Genomic DNA, 16,123 nt, shown 5'->3' on the forward strand with positions numbered 1-16,123 from the left:
AACAATAGGACTGGAAATACTGGCGGGAGGATCGGCCGAGTATGCCGAATTACATGGACCAGGACCCGGATGACCTGCGAAGGCGGGCCGAGGACCATGGTCGGCGTGCGAAGAAGCTCCGTGAATGGGGACAGATTCCACACGACTGGCTATCGGAATTCCCGTCCGGTTACGGCACGATTGCCGAGCCGGTGCGCGCCGCGCTACAGGACTATTACCAACGCCGCCACGACAACGCGGAACGCCTCGCGGACAACCACGACCGAGCCCGGGACAGGCTGATCGAAGCCGCGAATGCCTTGGAGCACACGGAGAATACCAGCGGTCACCGCATCAGAAATGCCGGAGCTCCGAGTTCGCCGCCGGGCGACGGGCCCAACTCCCACGGGCTCATCGGTTCGCCACCACCACCGCGGCCTGGAGTCCCCCCGAGTTCGCCCCAGCCGTCACCGCTGGACCGGACGCCGACCGGGATGCATTCCGGTCCGGCCGAATCGACCACCGATTCGGACGGCCACGCTTTCATCTCTTCGGCACACGATCCCGCGCCTACCGGACCGAGTTTTCGATCGGCGAACACGACAATCGAGGACGCGGCGCCGGAAGGGGTGCCCGTTTCCGCGTTACCCGGCGCGTCCGAGTCGGGGCCGAGCCAGGTTGCGGAGTTCCGCGATACCGCTGCGACGGCCGAAGGTTATTCCTACGCTCCGGTGCCGCCGGCCGGTCCGCAAGGATTCGGATGGGCTCCCGGCGCGCCGCCTGGGCCGGCAGGCTCGGGTCCAGGGGTAGGCCCGCTCGGATCGGGCGCGACGCCATCCCTTCCACGCCCGCTCGCACCGGGCACCTTCGCTTCGGTAGCGCATGCGCCGGAGCGACGGCGCGCACTCCCACCCCTCGTGGTGGGCGACCCCGAGGACGATCTCGGCCTGGCCCGTACCCTCCTGTCCGCGATCCTGGCGGCCGTAGGGACCTCGACTCCCGACGTGAACTGGGCAGTCGCTGTCCTGCGTACACCGAACGGCGCTGTGGTCATGCTGACATCCAGCGAGGGGCGCGGGTGGCTGCCCGCCGGACTGCACCTTCCATCGGAAGTCGTTTCACCCTGGCAGTTGGCCGAGGTGTTCGGCGTATCCGGGCAGATCCAGATCGCACTCCTCGAAGACGTTCCCGATTCCGCCACAAGGCTGGTGAACTTCGCTCGATTAGCCGCTTCCCGGACCGGAGTGCGGCTCAGCGCGCTGGCGTCATCGGCGATGATCTCGAGCGAGATCATCGCCGATCTCGATGCCCACGTCGCCACGGAGGGCTTCGTCGCCCCCGCTGAGGCCTGTGTCGATCTGTCGGTGCCCGGCCCGGGCTTGGTCGATCGGCTGGCGCTGACCGGGGCGGATTGGCTGAAGGCGCAAGCGGAAACGATCAGCGACCGGGATATCAGGGCGAGGTGTATCGAATTGGCCCGCATTGCGGACGAACGCCTGCGGTCCGTCTCCCCCGCCACCGATTCACAGGTCGCGACACGTCGCACTCGTCGAGCGCGGTTGCTGACCATCCTGGGGTCGGGGCCGCTGATCGAGCCCTATCCGGGGCGCCCGATCGGCGTATCCGCTGCCACGCCGAGCGGAGACCGAATGCGTGCGAAGGGTGCTGCAAGCGTCCTCGCCGGTGACACCGCTTCGGGCACCTCATCTGTCGCGGTATTGGAGCGACGTGCGGACGAATTGCTGGCACTGGCCGGCAGCCCGACACCAGATCGTCAGACGCTGCGCGATGCGCTGTACGTGTATGGGGAAGTCGAAGCGAGTCCCCTGGTAGCCACCTTGCGGTTCGGCGCCGGCCCTTCCGCCGCAGTGGTGACGGCGGATTCGGCGGCTCCGGTTCCAGCGGTGGTGAACGGTTCGGCGGCGCCGGATAGTGCCGGCAGCCTGAGGAGGGCCTGATGGGCGACAAAGACGCAGATAAAGTCATCAGCGACATCGAGGATCGGGACAATTTCGGCGGCTGGGGTCCCTGGCAGGACGACCATCACTTCCAGGGTGACGAAGTGAAGAACACCCTGGAAGAAATCAATGGGCTGAGCGATGCCGACCTGAAGAAAGTCTTCGACAAACTGAGCATGGCTATGTCGAACGGCTATGTGGAATCACCGCTGACGCGACTGGCGAAAGATGCGAAAGATCAGGGATTCGATCCCAAGTATGCCACTCTGGTGGACTCCCTGAGTAAACCGGACCCGCAGGCTGTACTGGATGCGCGGAAAACCGAGAACGAGGCGAAGGAAAAGGTCACCTTCCGGGACGGATGGGGCTGGGAGACGAGGGATGAGAAAAATCATCTCGAGTGGGTGGACCTCTACGTCCCGAAGGGCGCCAGCGACTCGTTGACGGCATTGATCGGGGATACGCAGTTCACAATGCAGTGGGGATTCGACACCCTCGGCGCGCATGAGGCGAAGGACGCACCTCCGTTCAGCAAGATCCTCGATTCGGATCCGAATGTGAAAGAAGTCGACGGCTGGTCCCAGATCAAGGACGATCATGAGAAGATCGTGAAGCAGCTGACCGATCGACAGCATGACCAAGAGGCAAAGCTCAACGGTGTCAACCTCGATACCCTCGATACCAAGATTTTGGGGAAAAAAGTCTTCACCGACTTGAAGACGGTGAAAGACAATCTCAACGACCAACTGAAAATCGATTACCTCCCGGCGGACAACAAAGCGCCCGGCCCGTACTCCACCCGGGATGGTGACGACATAAACTACTATTCCGGTGATCCGCAGCATCCCATCAAGACCACTGTCTACCAGAAGTCCAGTGATGGCAATTTCTATCTGACCGCTCAGGCTGAGCAGATGTTCTACGTCTCCGCGATTCACGCGGCAGTCGACGATTGGCACGAAAAATACAAGGCCGCCATCAAGGATTACAGCGACAAGGCTGCGAAGGTCGACGGTGGCGACGACAACGGCGGCAACAACAACGGAGGCAAGAAAGACGGGGGTAACGACAACGGAGGTAACAACAACGGGGGCAACAACAACGGCGGTAACAACAATGGAGGCAACAACAACGGCGGTACTACGACCACCGGGCAGGATGCTCTGAACGGTCAGGGGAACGATCAACCCCAGAACTTCTCGGATCTGTTTCCCGCCGGTCTCACCGATGGAACCGCGACCGATCCGTCGGCGACCGGCGACGGCACGACAACCGACGCGACCGGCACCGACACAACCGGCACCGATGCAACCGGCACCGACGGCACACAGACCTCGACAACCGAGCCCGCATCATGGCTCAACCAAGCCATTGACGACATCAAGAACAGCGCCACCGCTGCGCCGGCGGCTGCCACATCGGCACAAAACTCCGCCCAACCGGTCAATCCCCTGCTGAACATGATGCCCGGACTGGGTTCAGCACTCGGGGGAATGGGCCAGGGCAACGGGCCGTTCGGGAGCGGTGTCGGAAACTCGGGAGGCGTCGGAAACCCGGACGGCACTTCTGGTTCACGTTTCGGCAGGCAAGGACAGCAGCCTCCGAGTGCACCGTTCGTGCAGCCTGCGGCGGCCACGAGTAGCCAACCCCTGACCGGGTTCCAACCCGGCGTGGTGTCCGCGTCGGCTACTTCGCCCGGACCCGTTCCCGCGAACAGCCATTCGATGGTCGACATGAAACTGCCGGATGGCAGCGCGCAGAAAGTCTCCGCTGTCGTGGCCGACGTCGTGAACAAGGAAATGAACAATCCGAACGGCTGTAACGCCGACGGCGCCTACGGCAACGCACTCGGCCAGTTGACACAGATCGACCCCTCAGCGGCGCACACGGGCGACATCGTGCGGTGGGGCAACCACAGTGCGGTCATCGTGCGGGAAGGCCCGGACAACGCGTATATGGTCGTCGACGGTCAGATGAAACCGCTCAACTTGATGACGCAAGGGTCACTGACGGACTACACGTTCTTCCATCCCTCCGGCGCAGACCCGAGTGATGCCGGGCAGAGTCAACGGAATACCGCGCAATCCGTCGCGGCGACGACAGCGACGGGCCCAGGCGTCAGCGCCGAGCAGAGCCGGCAAATATGACCGATGCCCTGGTCCGAAGTGCTGGAGATTTTCTCGTCGACGTCGCACAGCGCATGGCGCCGGATTGCGCGGCAGACGTCCTGCGCACTGCCCTGCGAAGTGCGTGTGCGGGACGCCTGAACGCGCGCGGACCCGACGGCAGACGTGCCAGTCAACTGACCAGCACCGGAATGCCCTTCGAAATCAGCCTTACCGGAGGACGAGGGGCACGAACTCCCGCCGTTCGTTACGGCACCGAGATCATTCCGCCGGGCCGAGGCAACTCGGCCAGGTTCATCGCGCTGTCGGCCGCAATCAGAGAGCTGGCCGCGCTGCTGCCCGTCGCCGACAGGTCGGTTGTCGAAACGATCGAAACCTTTCTCGAGGCGATCTATCCCCTCAGCCTGCGGCAGTCGGCGCGCAAACCGCTGTGGACATGGCTGGGGGTGGTCCATCACGCTGCATTGCCACATCGGCTGGCGGGTTTGAAGGTTTACGGCACCCCCAACGCCTCACCCGGAGCCTTCGAGCGACTTTGTCGGGCCTGGCCCGGTTTCGAGGAAGTGCTCACTCTGCCCGACGACGAAAAGTACTTCGCTCCCATCTTCGTTGCGATCGAAATCGACGCACTCGGCGAGGTCACTGAGAAGGCCTACCTGCGCCCTCGCTGTCGCGATGTCGTCCTGCCCATGAAGCTCGTGCGAAGTTTCGGCGATCCGGCCTGGGAGGTGCTGAGAGAGTTGGTCGAGTGCGGTGTGGACGCCGCCGGACTTTACAAGAACGACTTCATCGCATGTCGTGCCCGGCGCGGCGACAGAACTACCTTCACGCTGTCGTTCTGTCCGCGACGAGGTGAGAACATCGACGAACTCGCGTCCGAGCTCGCAGCACGGCACCACGGCACCACGGACGCGATAGATGCGATGACCCACGCCGCGAAAACCACCCACGCCACCGTGACGTTCTCCGTTCTCGGCCTGGGGGTTTCGCCGGAATCCGGGATCGACAAGTTCACCGTGTACGGCACGCCGACCTGGGATCTGCCAGAACGCGGAATGCGCCTGCCGGTCTGATGCGCCGATCGGCGCTCAGGCCGGCCGGTACGGGTCGCGGCCGGTCAGGCCGAGCAGGCGCTCCCAGTCCGACGCATCGGCCGGGACCTCGATCACCGGGCCGAACAGACCCGGAACGCCTTCGCGCGGCGTATCGCGAAACTGCTCCAGCAGCACCGCCACATCCTTGTCGGCGGGCTCGAAGCGGCGGCCGGTGGCGCGGGCCAGGTCCCAGCTGTGCATCACGACCTCGTTCAGGGCGAATCCGGCCATCGCGGGCGCGGGGGCGGTGACGCCGCCGACCTCGGTATCGCCCTCCCAGGCGGCCGGGTCGCGCCACGCCTCGGCGAGGGCTTTCAACTGGGCGGTGATCAGCTCGCCCCAACCGCCGGGCAGGTCGGCGTCCGGCGCCTGCTCCGGCGGTGCGGAACGGCCGATGCCCTCCTTGGTGGCGCCCTGCCGGAACGCCTCGCTGAAGCCGATGGTGTGGAACAGCAGATCTCGCACGGTGACGCCCGGGCTCGGGGTCGCCGCGGGCAGATCCTCCGCGCCGATGCCGCTGACGATCTCGACCATCGCATCGGTGGCGCTCTCCAGATCGAAGTGGGGTGTCGCCATGTGATCCTCCTCCGAATACGGCCTGTACCGGCACAGGCACCCACAGAAGGGACGGGGCGAGCCGCCGGAATTCATCGGTGACAGCACGCGAGCGGGTTGCCAGCCGGAGCGGGTGAGGGCATCCTCGACAGTGCCGGATCGCCGTATCCGACATGTCGGACCCCCAGCGGAAGGGAGCAACCGATGACCGATCCCACCATCGACACCACCTCCGTGGACATGGTTCCGGAGGCCGATCAGCTGGAGCAGAGCCTCGAGGTCGCTCCGGAGGAATCCGAAGTCGATCTGCCCGTGGCCACGGCCGACCGCGAAGCCGCCGAGGCCGACCTCATCGAGCAGTCGATTCCCGTGCCGCTCGACGACGAATACGACGAGCCCGAGGCCGAATACTGACCTATTCGATGCCGGCGCGCACCGCGGCATGCAACTCGCGCAGGCTGGATCGCTCGGTCGCGACCTCCAGCACGCGAATGCCGTGGGCGTGCCCGGTCAGTTCCACCGCCAGCTCGGCCGGATCGACCTGCCGATGCGGAATCCGGTAGGCGGCGCACAGCGCTGCCAGATCCATCCCGTGCGGAGTGCCGAAAATGCGCTCGAAGACGCCGGCGTACTGCGGATCACCCTGTTCGAGCAGTTCGAAGATGCCGCCGCCGTCGTCGTTGGCGACCACGATGGTGAGATCCGCCGGACGCGGCTCCCCCGGGCCGATCAGCAGGCCGGAGGCATCGTGCAGGAAGGTCAGGTCGCCGATCAGCGCGAAGGTCCGGCCGGGATGACTCAACGCCGCGCCGACCGCGCTCGACACCGTGCCGTCGATACCGGCCACACCGCGGTTGGACAGCACCTTCACCCCGGGATGGGGATGCGACACCAGCGCCGCGTCCCGCACCGGATTCGAGGCGCCGAGCAGTAGCTGGTCCCCCTCGCGCAGGGCGTCCATCACCACGGAGGCCACATGCAGGCCGGTCGGCTTGGGATGGCGGGCCAGTTCGGTCCGGATCGCGCGGCAGGCCATCGCGTCGAGTTCGCGGCACTGCTCGAGCCATTCCGGACGCGGCGCCCCGGAGGTGACCGCGCGGGTGCCGGTGCCGACGACATTGCCGGAGACATCGGGCCAGCGCGGGCCGGTGGTCAGGGCGAAGACGGTGACATCCGGATCGGCCAGCACCTTCGACACCTGCCGATGCAGCGTGGGACGGCCGGTGATGATCGCCTGCCGCGGCTTCAGCAACGGCAGCGCCAGTGGATGCAGGGCCGGGCCGGGCATCGCGGCGGTGGGCTCGGCGACCGTGGGCAGCTGCGCCAGCTCGGCGCGATAGCCCGCGCCGTGACCGGAGATGACGACGGTATCGGGCGTCAGATCGATCTCCAGCGGGACGTCCAGGGTCGCGTACTGGGTCTCGGTCCACGGCGCGTCGCCGATGCGTCCGGCCGGAATCGGCTCGCCCGCAACGGCATCGGGGACCAGCGGTTCCCGCAGCGGGATGTCGAAGTGCACGGGCCCGGCGTTGCCGGACCGGGTGCCGCGCGCGGCGGCCAGGACGCGGCAGACCGCGGCCCGCCACACGCTGTTCTGGCTGCGGTAACCCGGTTCCTCCTCGGCCAGGCCCAGGCTGATCGCGGCACGCACCTGACTACCGAACAGGCCGAACTGCTCGACGGTCTGATTGGCGCCGCTGCCCAGCATCTCGTAGGGACGGTTGGCGCTGAGCACGATCAGCGGCTGCCGGGCGTAGTTCGCCTCCAGCACCGCGGGCCCGAGGTTGGCCACCGCGGTTCCCGAGGTCATCACCACCGGCACGGGGGCCCCGGTGGACACCGCCATGCCGACCGCGAGGAATCCGGCGGTCCGCTCGTCGATGCGCATATGCAGTCGCAGCCGCCCCGCCGCATCGGCCGCCTGCAGCGCGAAGGCCAGCGGCGCGTTGCGCGAGCCCGGGCACAGCACGACATCGCGCACACCCCCGCGCACCAGCTCGTCCACCACGACCTGGGCCTGTGCTGTCGATGGATTCACACTCTCAGACTGTCAGACCTTCCGGCCGGAGGGGACGTCGACCCGCTCACACCCCGTTCATCGAGTTAGGTTTTGCTAACCCAATCTCCAGGCCGAGCGGTTCGGGAAGTCGACGCCGGGCTGATCGAGCCGGCCGCGGGCCCCCCGCCGTTCGGCATCCGGGGATCACACTCCATCCGGATGCCGAACGACGGGGTCGCAGAACCGCAACTCAGCCGGCGTGCCGCTGGACCAGGTCGCCGACGCGCGGGAGCGCCTCGACCACATGCTTTTTCGCCGACGAACGCAGCGACGAGTACGCCTTCTTCAGCGCCGGACGCGACGAGGCCTCGGCACGAGCGTCGGTCACCGCGAGCAGCGACTCGGCAACCTCGTCGGAGTTGGCGACCAGCAGATCGGCAAACGAGCCGCTACCCGCCGCCTGGTACTGAGCCCAGTACGGTTCCAGTCGCTCGACGAACTTGGGTGCGAACGACTCCAGCGCGTCCGAGACGATGGTCGGGCTGACCTTCTTCACCGCGGCGTAGCCGCCCTTCACGGCCAGGCCCGATGCACCCCCCTTATCCGACACCTCCGCATCCAGAACCTCCTGGGCGTCGGCCAGGAAGGCCGGGCGTTTGGCGTCATCGAGCAGGGATTCAGACAGTGCTGCAACCACTTTCAGGTTCCTCCGGATAGTTTTTCGATGAGCGAGCGCGGGTAACTATACGCATCGGACGCACCGGACACACCGTCCTCTCGCCGACTACGGCTGCCAGGGCAGCAACTGCACCATGAGCCCTTCACAATCGGCGAGCAACGTTTCGGATTCGTCGCGCAGTCGCGCGGAGACGAAAGTCTTGCGCCCCTCCACCCGATCGACGGTCCCCTCGACCGTCAGGGGCGTCTCCAACGGGGTCACCTTGCGGTAGTTGACGTGCAGAAATGCGGTGCGGCTGATCGGCCGGCCCGCATAGTGCACGAGCGAGCCGAACAGATCGTCGAACAGCAGCGGCAGCACGCCGCCGTGCACGGCGTTGTTGCCGCCGAGGTGATATCGGCGGAATTCGCCGCGCATCCGGACACCGGTGGGACCGGCCTCGGTCATCACCCACGGCGGCAGCAGGAGGCTGCCGCGCCCCGGCAGCGCCGGCACGCGTCCCGACGGGCCCTGCAATTCCGGTGCGCGATAGGGCTCGAGCAGTTCGGCCAGCGCGTTGGCCTGAACGAGGGCCTGCCCGAATACCTCGTCGGGACAATCGACCGAGACGGTGAGGTCCTGGAGGGTGCGCATCGCCTCCAGGAACGGCGCGTAGTTCGCGCCGAGTTCGGCTTCCTCCACCTTGGGAAATCCGCCGTGCTTCTCGTACCGATCGGCATCGACCGCACTGGTGTCGATCGCCGGTTCCGCGCGCTCACTCATACCTGCACGGTAACGCCAGTTCTTACACCGTCCAACCCAACCCGTCGGTAGCTCTCCGGTTACAGGACGAATCGGACGAACATCACATTGCTGACGGCCCGCCCCGGCGGGGGCGAACAGCCGGTGACGGGTGGGGTGCATGATGGCTCGGGTGACGTTCAATCCGAAACTCTGGGAGCCCGTCGCGGGTTTCGAGGACCTGACCGACATCACCTACCACCGGCACATCGAACAGGGCACCGTGCGCGTGGCCTTCGATCGTCCGGAGGTGCGCAATGCCTTCCGGCCGCACACCGTCGACGAGCTGTACCGCGCGCTCGACCACGCGCGGACGACGCCGGATGTCGGTGCGGTCCTGCTCACCGGGAACGGGCCCAGTCCCAAGGACGGCGGATGGGCGTTCTGCTCCGGCGGCGATCAGCGCATCCGCGGGCGCAGCGGATACCAGTACGCCGAGGGTGAGACCGCCGACACCGTCGACAAGGCCCGCGCCGGACGCCTGCACATCCTCGAGGTGCAGCGGCTGATCCGGTTCATGCCGAAGGTGGTCATCGCGCTGGTCAACGGCTGGGCGGCCGGTGGCGGGCACAGCCTGCACGTGGTCTGCGACCTGACCCTGGCCAGCCGGGAGCACGCCCGGTTCAAGCAGACCGACGCCGATGTGGGCAGCTTCGACGGCGGCTACGGCAGTGCCTACCTGGCGAAGATGGTCGGGCAGAAGTTCGCCCGGGAGATCTTCTTCCTGGGCCGCCCCTACACCGCCGAGCAGATGCATCACATGGGTGCGGTGAACGCGGTCGTCGACCACGACCGGCTCGAGGACGAGGCGCTGGAGTGGACCGCCGACATCCTCGCGAAATCCCCGCAGGCGCAGCGCATGCTCAAATACGCGTTCAACCTGACCGACGACGGCCTGGTGGGCCAGCAGCTGTTCGCCGGTGAGGCGACGCGCCTGGCCTACATGACCGACGAGGCGATCGAGGGCCGCGACGCGTTCCTGGAAAAGCGCGAGCCGGACTGGAGTCCCTACCCGTACTACTTCTGAGCGGCCTCCCGGCGACTCCGTGGCCGTCATTCGGTCACGGAGTCCGGACGGATCGCGGCGGACCTCGCGAAGCCGCCTCTCGGCCCGAGGCGGTCCCTCTAGGCTCGATTCGTGGACATCCTCAGCAGTCGAATCATCCTGCGGCCGAGCGATTACGAACGCACGCTGGCGTTCTACCGAGACGGGCTGGAATTGGCGATCGCGCGGGAGTATCCGGGCGGCACGGTGTTCTTCGCCGGGCAGTCGCTGATCGAGGTGGCCGCGCACGGACGCGACGAGACGGCCCCCGCCGGCTTCGCGGGCGCGGTGTGGTTGCAGGTGCGCGACGCGAGCATCGCGGCCACGGAACTGGCGACCCGCGGCATCCCCATCGACCGGCCGCCGGTGCGCGAACCCTGGGGCCTGATCGAGATGTGGCTGCGCGACCCGGACGGTGTTCCGATCGTTCTGGTCGAGGTGCCCGCCGACCATCCGATGCGCCGCGACACCCGCAGGCCACCGGAATGACCCCGCCTTACCATCCCGGCCGGTCGGACATGTCGGGAACCTGGCCATCGCGTTAACGGATCGATAACGCACACTGGAGGCGTGACCGCCGAACTGTTCGTTCTGCTCATCGTCGTCGTCACGGCTCTCGTTTTCGACTTCACCAACGGCTTCCACGACACCGCCAACGCCATGGCGACCTCGATCGCCACCGGCGCCCTGCGCCCGCGCGCCGCGGTGCTGCTGTCCGGCGGGCTGAATCTGATCGGCGCCTTCCTCAGTGTCGAGGTGGCCGCCACGGTCGCCGAGGGCATCGTGCGGCTGGACGAGGTGGGCGGCGCGGACCTGCTCGCCATCGTCTTCGCGGGCCTCGTCGGCGGGATCCTGTGGAATCTGCTCACCTGGCTCTTCGGCCTGCCGTCCAGCTCCTCACACGCCCTGTTCGGCGGCTTGATCGGCGCCACCATCGCCGCGCTCGGCTGGAGCGGGGTGATCTGGTCGGCCGGGCAGAAGGGCGTGCTCACCAAGATCATCGTGCCCGCGGTGCTGGCGCCCGTGGTCGCGGCACTGGTCGCCTCGATCGGCACCTGGCTGGTGTACCGGATCACCCGCAGCAGTGATCAGCGGATCGTGAACCGCAGTTTCCGATGGGGCCAGATCGGCTCGGCCTCGTTGGTGTCGCTGGCTCACGGCACCAACGACGCGCAGAAGACCATGGGCATCATCTTCCTGGCGCTGATCGCCTACGGGTCGGCGCAACCCAGCGACCCGCTGCCGCTGTGGGTGATCGTGGCCTGTGCGGTGGCCATCGCCGCCGGCACCTCGCTGGGCGGCTGGCGCATCATCCGAACCCTCGGCAAGGGTCTGGTCGACATCACCCCGCCGCAGGGCCTGGCGGCCGAATCCACCAGTGCCGCGATCATTCTCACCTCGGCGCATTTCGGGTTGCCGCTGTCGACCACGCAGACGGTGACGGGCGCCATCCTGGGTACCGGCATGGGCCGCCCGGGCGCCGAGGTGCGCTGGTCGGTGCTCGGGCGCATGGTGGTGGCCTGGGTGTTCACCCTGCCGCTGGCCGGGCTGGCGGGTGCGATCTGCTGGGCGCTGGCGCATCTGATCGGCGGACTGCCCGGCGTGCTGGTCGTCTTCGCTCTCCTGATCGCGACGGCCGGCCTGATCTATCTGCGCTCGCGCCGGACCCCGGTGCACGCCGCGAACGTGAACGAGCAGTGGACGAGCCTGCCGGGGGCCGACGGCACCGGACCGGCCGTCGAATCCCGGTCCGCCGCCCCCGGGCAGACCGTGAGTACCCCCGATTCGGGGCCCACCGATTCGGGCGCCGCGGACTCCGGTGACACGACCTCCCCCTCCGGCGACTCACGCGCCGCCCATCGCGCCGCAAGGAACTTCTGATGCAGACCCTGATCGACGATCTGACCGAGCTGTGGCGAGTGACCGCCGCCGCCTTGATCTTCGGGGCCGGATTGCCGGCGATCTTCGCGCTCGGGGTGCGGCTGCATTCGATCGCGGGAGATGCGCCACAACCGGATTCCACCCGCCGGCGCGCGGCTGCGGCCTGCGCGGGGTTGTGTTATTCGGTGGTATTGCTGACCGTCATCGCCGGAGTGTTGTTCGTTGCCAGAGGTTTTCTGGCCGCCCGACTCGGCATCCATCTGTTCGGTCAGGGCTGAGCTGCCGCGAGGCGCCGCCCCGATCGTCGAAAGGACATACGTGACCACCGAATCCGCATCGCCACAGCAACCCGAATCGAACGAGGCCGCGCCGTCGGTTCTGCAGAAGGTGCTGGGCTGGCTGCGCGCCGGATATCCGCAGGGTGTGCCCCAATCGGACTATGTCGCGCTGCTGGCCGTCCTGCATCGCCGGCTCACCGACTACGAGGTGCATCTGGTGGTCGAGGAGCTGGTGCGCGAACGCGCCGGCGACGACGAGATCGCCCAGGAGGAGATCGAGGCGGCGATCGCCCGAGTTGCCAAGGAGCTGCCGGGCGAGGACGATATCGCTCGAGTGGCATCGCACCTGGCAGCGGGTGGTTGGCCGCTGGCGACACCGACGTCGGACTGACCTTCTCCCCTTATTCAGCGAAGGAAGTGCGGACCCGTTCACGGGTCATCGACCTCGACATGACACGATCGCGAACGTGAGCACCACCCTGCGGACCCTCCCCATGCCCACCGGAGCCGCGGTGGGTGACATCTTGCCGCATCTGCGGGAAGCCTTGGAGGGCAACGGTCCGGCGTGGCTGCCGATCCCCACCGGCGATCGCCGGGAATCCCATCGACTCTCCAGCGCACTGCGCCCGGGTGAGGAGATCGACGACGACGTCGCCCTCGTGGTCACCACCTCCGGCACCACCGGCGTCCCCAAGGGCGCGATGCTCACCTCGGCCGCCCTGCGCGCCAGCGGCGATGCCACCCACGAGCGGCTCGGCGGTCCGGGCCAGTGGCTGCTGGCGCTGCCCACCCATCACATCGCCGGAGTGCAGGTGCTGTTGCGCAGCATCCAGGCGGGCACCGAACCGGTGGTGCTGGACGTCTCGGGTGGTTTCCTGCCCGGCGGGCTGGCGACGGCGGTGTCCGGTATGACCGCGCCCCGGCGCTACACCTCACTGGTGCCGACGCAGCTCATCAAGGCACTCGACGATCCGGTCGGCGCGCAGGCGCTCGCGGCGCTGGACGCGGTACTGGTCGGCGGCGCGGCGACACCCCAGCCGGTACTCGACCGGGCCCGCGCGGCCGGCATCAACGTGGTCCGCACCTACGGCATGAGCGAGACCTGCGGTGGCTGCGTCTACGAGGGCGTGCCGCTGGCGGGTGCGAAGGTGCGCATCGAGGACGGACGGGTACTGCTCGGCGGGACCATGCTGGCCAAGGGCTATCGCGGCATCCCCGACCACCCGGCGTTCGCCGAACCCGGTTGGTTCCGCACCGAGGACGCCGGCACCTTCGACAACGGCGTGCTGACCATCACCGGGCGCCTGGACGAGGCCATCATGACCGGTGGCCTGCTGGTGATCCCGCAGGTCGTCGAGGCCGTGCTCGCCACCCACCCGGCGATCAACGAGGCCGTGGTGCTGGGTCTGCCCGATCCGCGGCTGGGTCAGCGGGTGGCGGTGGCGGTGGTGCCCAATCCGGGCACGACCCCCACGCTGGACGAATTGCGCGCACATGTGGTTGCTGAGCTCGACCCGATCGCCGCCCCGCGGGAGCTGGCGATCCTCGACGAGATCCCGATGCGCGGCCCCGGCAAGCCGAATCGGGTGAAGCTGCGCGAGCACCTGCTGGAGCAGGCGACCCAGTGACCGTGCCGCGGTGACACCGATCACCGCGTCGCAGCTCTGATCAACGCTTCCACCTGCGATGATGCCGCCACTTGCGTGGGCGGTGCGATATGCAAGCGGCCCGCGATCGCCCTTGCGCGACCGTGCAACAGCGGTGCAAGACGGGTGCAAGTCGGCCCCCGCACAGTTGTGGCATGACTTCTTACGCACCTGCTGATGCACTCGCCATCGAGGCGGACGGGCTGGTCAAGGTCTTCGGGGAGCAGCGGGCCGTCGACGGCGTGAGCCTGGCGGTGCCGCAGGGCGCCGTCTACGGCGTGCTCGGCCCGAACGGGGCCGGCAAGACCACCACCATCCGCATGCTCGCCACCCTGCTGCGCCCCGACGACGGCCGGGCCCGGATCTTCGGCCACGACGTCGTGGCCGAACCCACCGCGGTCCGTTCGCTGATCGGTGTCACCGGCCAGTACGCCTCGGTCGACGAAAAGCTCAGCGCCACCGAGAACCTGATCATCTTCTCCCGGCTGCTCGGGCTGAGCCGGTCGCAGGCCAAGCGTCGCGCGGCCGAACTGCTCGAGGAATTCGGGCTCACCGAGGCGGCGACCAAGGCACTCGAGAACTTCTCCGGCGGTATGCGCCGGCGCCTGGACCTGGCGGCCAGCCTGATCGCGACGCCGCCGCTGCTGTTCCTCGACGAGCCGACCACCGGCCTGGATCCGCGCACTCGCGCGCAGATGTGGGAGACCATCCGCCGGCTCGTGCGCGAGGGCGCCACGGTGCTGCTCACCACGCAGTATCTGGACGAGGCCGACCAGCTCGCCGACCGCATCGCGGTGATCGACCACGGCAGGGTGATCGCCGACGGCACCTCCGACGAACTCAAGGGTTCGGTCGGGCAGTCCGCGCTGCAGATCACCGTCGCCGACCGCGACGCCATCGAACGCGCCCGCACCCTGATCGGCGAATTCCTCTCCCGCGCCGACGGCAAGCTGGTCGAGGCGAGCATCTCGCCCGAGGCCGGTCGCGTCACCGCCCCGCTCAGCGATCCGAGCGTGACCGCGGATCTGTTGATCCGGTTGCGCGACAACGATATCCGCGTCGACGAGATCACCGTCAGCAAGCCCAGCCTGGACGAGGTGTTCTTCGCCCTCACCGGCCACGCCGCCGAATCCGACGACGCCGATACCGATTCCGAGGGCACCGCGGCATGAGACCGGCCCCCGCCACGTTCCCCACTCCCCCGAAGGACATATCGTGACCACCACACTTCCCGCCCCCGCAACCGGCCGGCACGCCGCGCGCGCCGCGATTCCCGTTGCCAGCAACCGCATCTCACTGCGCCAGACCGTCGAGAACTCGCTCACCATGGCGTATCGCGGCATCCTCAAGATCAAGCACAATCCGGAACAGCTGTTCGACGTCACCGTGCAGCCGATCCTGTTCACCGCCCTGTTCGCCTACATCTTCGGCGGCGCCATCGGCGGCAGCGTGCAGGCCTACCTACCGGTGCTGATTCCGGGCATCCTGGTCCAGACGGTCGTACTCACCTCGGTCGTCACCGGCACCCAGCTGCGCGAGGATATGGACAAGGGCGTCTTCGACCGCTTCAAATCCCTTCCCATCGCCCGCGTTTCGGCACTGGCGGGCGCGCTGATCGCCGATATGGTGCGCTACGGCATCGCCACCGTCCTCACCATCGTGGTCGGCCTGATCCTGGGCTACCGGCCCGAGGGTGGCGTCGTCGGCGTGGTCGTCGCCGGTCTGGTCGTGGTGTTCTGCTCGTTCGCGGTCAGCTGGATCTGGGCGCTGGTCGGTGTCACCGGTAAGAGCGCCGCCTCGGTCCAGGGCATCTCGATGATGATCATGTTCCCGCTGACCTTCATGTCCGGAGCGTTCGCGCTGGTCAGCACCATGCCCGGCTGGATGCAGGGCATCAACAAGGCCAATCCCGTGTACTACATGGTGAATTCGTGCCGCGAGCTGATGAACGGCAACGTCTACAGCAGCAACCTGGCGTGGTGCCTGATCGGCTCGGCGGTCGTGATCGCGATCTTCGCCCCGCTGGCCATCCGGGCCTACATGCGCCGGGCGTGATCGAATCCACCGCCACACTGTCCGCCGGTCGCGAAGGTGACCGGCGGA

Annotated in this window: 16 protein-coding genes; 12 read left to right on the forward strand and 4 right to left on the reverse strand. The window is 67.4% G+C overall.

Translation table 11 applies throughout. The features are described from left to right. The first annotated feature begins 53 nt into the window (after positions 1-53). Genes NN2_RS39265 through NN2_RS19635 form a run of 3 tightly spaced genes read left to right on the forward strand, consistent with a single transcriptional unit; the run spans position 54 to position 5,136 of the window. Positions 54-1,937 (forward strand): hypothetical protein, encoded by a 1,884-nt coding sequence (locus tag NN2_RS39265; protein ID WP_501193553.1) that lies wholly within the window; start codon positions 54-56, stop codon positions 1,935-1,937. Next, entirely contained in the window at positions 1,937-4,084 is a 2,148-nt protein-coding gene (locus NN2_RS19630) for a hypothetical protein (RefSeq protein ID WP_063015392.1), read from the forward strand. The genes NN2_RS39265 and NN2_RS19630 overlap by 1 nt, the downstream gene beginning before the upstream one ends. After that, positions 4,081-5,136: an acyl-CoA synthetase family protein gene (locus tag NN2_RS19635; protein ID WP_156511376.1), complete on the forward strand. Its 1,056-nt coding sequence runs from the start codon at positions 4,081-4,083 to the stop codon at positions 5,134-5,136. Before NN2_RS19630 ends, NN2_RS19635 begins: the two co-directional genes overlap by 4 nt. Before the next feature lie 15 nt (positions 5,137-5,151). On the opposite strand, the gene NN2_RS19640 is transcribed toward NN2_RS19635, so the two are convergent. Then, positions 5,152-5,733, reverse strand: coding sequence for a TIGR03086 family metal-binding protein (locus NN2_RS19640; protein ID WP_063015394.1), 582 nt, complete (start codon positions 5,731-5,733; stop codon positions 5,152-5,154). 183 nt (positions 5,734-5,916) lie between these two features. Between NN2_RS19640 and NN2_RS19645 the strand changes: the two genes are divergently transcribed. Beyond that, a complete protein-coding gene (locus NN2_RS19645) occupies positions 5,917-6,126 on the forward strand; it encodes an Rv3202a family protein (RefSeq protein ID WP_063015395.1) in 210 nt (69 codons plus the stop codon). Between the two features lies 1 nt (position 6,127). Here NN2_RS19645 and menD read toward each other — a convergent pair whose 3' ends face one another. From menD to NN2_RS19660, 3 genes are all read right to left on the reverse strand, one after another. Next, positions 6,128-7,750 (reverse strand): 2-succinyl-5-enolpyruvyl-6-hydroxy-3-cyclohexene-1-carboxylic-acid synthase, encoded by a 1,623-nt coding sequence (menD, locus tag NN2_RS19650; RefSeq protein ID WP_063015396.1) that lies wholly within the window; start codon positions 7,748-7,750, stop codon positions 6,128-6,130. 211 nt (positions 7,751-7,961) lie between these two features. Further along, positions 7,962-8,408 (reverse strand): DUF6918 family protein, encoded by a 447-nt coding sequence (locus NN2_RS19655; protein ID WP_030516248.1) that lies wholly within the window; start codon positions 8,406-8,408, stop codon positions 7,962-7,964. A gap of 87 nt (positions 8,409-8,495) precedes the next feature. Beyond that, on the reverse strand, positions 8,496-9,152 hold the full coding sequence (locus NN2_RS19660) for a PaaI family thioesterase (RefSeq protein WP_063015397.1): 657 nt from the start codon (positions 9,150-9,152) through the stop codon (positions 8,496-8,498). Positions 9,153-9,294: 142 nt separating this feature from the next. On the opposite strand from NN2_RS19660, the gene NN2_RS19665 reads away from it, so the two are divergent. The 8 genes from NN2_RS19665 (at position 9,295) to NN2_RS19700 (ending at position 16,075) form a co-directional block, all read left to right on the forward strand. After that, positions 9,295-10,197: a 1,4-dihydroxy-2-naphthoyl-CoA synthase gene (locus tag NN2_RS19665; protein ID WP_174553946.1), complete on the forward strand. Its 903-nt coding sequence runs from the start codon at positions 9,295-9,297 to the stop codon at positions 10,195-10,197. Between the two features lie 111 nt (positions 10,198-10,308). Further along, the gene (locus tag NN2_RS19670) at positions 10,309-10,704 is read left to right on the forward strand and encodes a VOC family protein (protein WP_063015398.1); all 396 of its coding nucleotides are present in this window, start codon (positions 10,309-10,311) and stop codon (positions 10,702-10,704) included. A gap of 81 nt (positions 10,705-10,785) precedes the next feature. Next, positions 10,786-12,096 carry an inorganic phosphate transporter gene (locus tag NN2_RS19675; protein ID WP_063015399.1) on the forward strand — a complete coding sequence of 437 codons (1,311 nt, stop codon included), beginning with the start codon at positions 10,786-10,788 and terminating at the stop codon, positions 12,094-12,096. Then, positions 12,096-12,374, forward strand: a complete 279-nt coding sequence (locus NN2_RS19680) for a hypothetical protein (protein ID WP_063015400.1) — start codon at positions 12,096-12,098, stop codon at positions 12,372-12,374. Before NN2_RS19675 ends, NN2_RS19680 begins: the two co-directional genes overlap by 1 nt. 40 nt (positions 12,375-12,414) lie before the next feature. Next, positions 12,415-12,765, forward strand: a complete 351-nt coding sequence (locus NN2_RS19685; protein WP_082857116.1) for a DUF3349 domain-containing protein — start codon at positions 12,415-12,417, stop codon at positions 12,763-12,765. 103 nt (positions 12,766-12,868) lie between these two features. After that, on the forward strand, positions 12,869-14,002 hold the full coding sequence (menE, locus tag NN2_RS19690; protein WP_063015426.1) for an o-succinylbenzoate--CoA ligase: 1,134 nt from the start codon (positions 12,869-12,871) through the stop codon (positions 14,000-14,002). Between the two features lie 173 nt (positions 14,003-14,175). Further along, entirely contained in the window at positions 14,176-15,192 is a 1,017-nt protein-coding gene (locus tag NN2_RS19695) for an ATP-binding cassette domain-containing protein (protein WP_063015401.1), read from the forward strand. Between the two features lie 43 nt (positions 15,193-15,235). Further along, entirely contained in the window at positions 15,236-16,075 is an 840-nt protein-coding gene (locus NN2_RS19700; RefSeq protein ID WP_063015402.1) for an ABC transporter permease, read from the forward strand. Positions 16,076-16,123: the final 48 nt, after the last annotated feature.

The organism is Nocardia nova NBRC 15556, from assembly GCF_001613005.1.
GTDB classification, from domain to species: domain Bacteria; phylum Actinomycetota; class Actinomycetes; order Mycobacteriales; family Mycobacteriaceae; genus Nocardia; species Nocardia nova.

What these genes read in the sequence shown, in the direction of transcription:
- NN2_RS19630 (WP_063015392.1), top strand. Translation starts at nt 1,937, where the DNA reads ATGGGCGACAAAGACGCAGATAAAGTCATCAGCGACATCGAGGATCGG.
- menE (WP_063015426.1), top strand. Translation starts at nt 12,869, where the DNA reads ATGCCCACCGGAGCCGCGGTGGGTGACATCTTGCCGCATCTGCGGGAA.
- NN2_RS19695 (WP_063015401.1), top strand. Translation starts at nt 14,176, where the DNA reads ATGACTTCTTACGCACCTGCTGATGCACTCGCCATCGAGGCGGACGGG.
- NN2_RS19640 (WP_063015394.1), bottom strand. Translation starts at nt 5,733, where the DNA reads ATGGCGACACCCCACTTCGATCTGGAGAGCGCCACCGATGCGATGGTC.
- NN2_RS19680 (WP_063015400.1), top strand. Translation starts at nt 12,096, where the DNA reads ATGCAGACCCTGATCGACGATCTGACCGAGCTGTGGCGAGTGACCGCC.
- NN2_RS19665 (WP_174553946.1), top strand. Translation starts at nt 9,295, where the DNA reads ATGGCTCGGGTGACGTTCAATCCGAAACTCTGGGAGCCCGTCGCGGGT.
- NN2_RS39265 (WP_501193553.1), top strand. Translation starts at nt 54, where the DNA reads ATGGACCAGGACCCGGATGACCTGCGAAGGCGGGCCGAGGACCATGGT.
- NN2_RS19645 (WP_063015395.1), top strand. Translation starts at nt 5,917, where the DNA reads ATGACCGATCCCACCATCGACACCACCTCCGTGGACATGGTTCCGGAG.
- NN2_RS19660 (WP_063015397.1), bottom strand. Translation starts at nt 9,152, where the DNA reads ATGAGTGAGCGCGCGGAACCGGCGATCGACACCAGTGCGGTCGATGCC.
- NN2_RS19635 (WP_156511376.1), top strand. Translation starts at nt 4,081, where the DNA reads ATGACCGATGCCCTGGTCCGAAGTGCTGGAGATTTTCTCGTCGACGTC.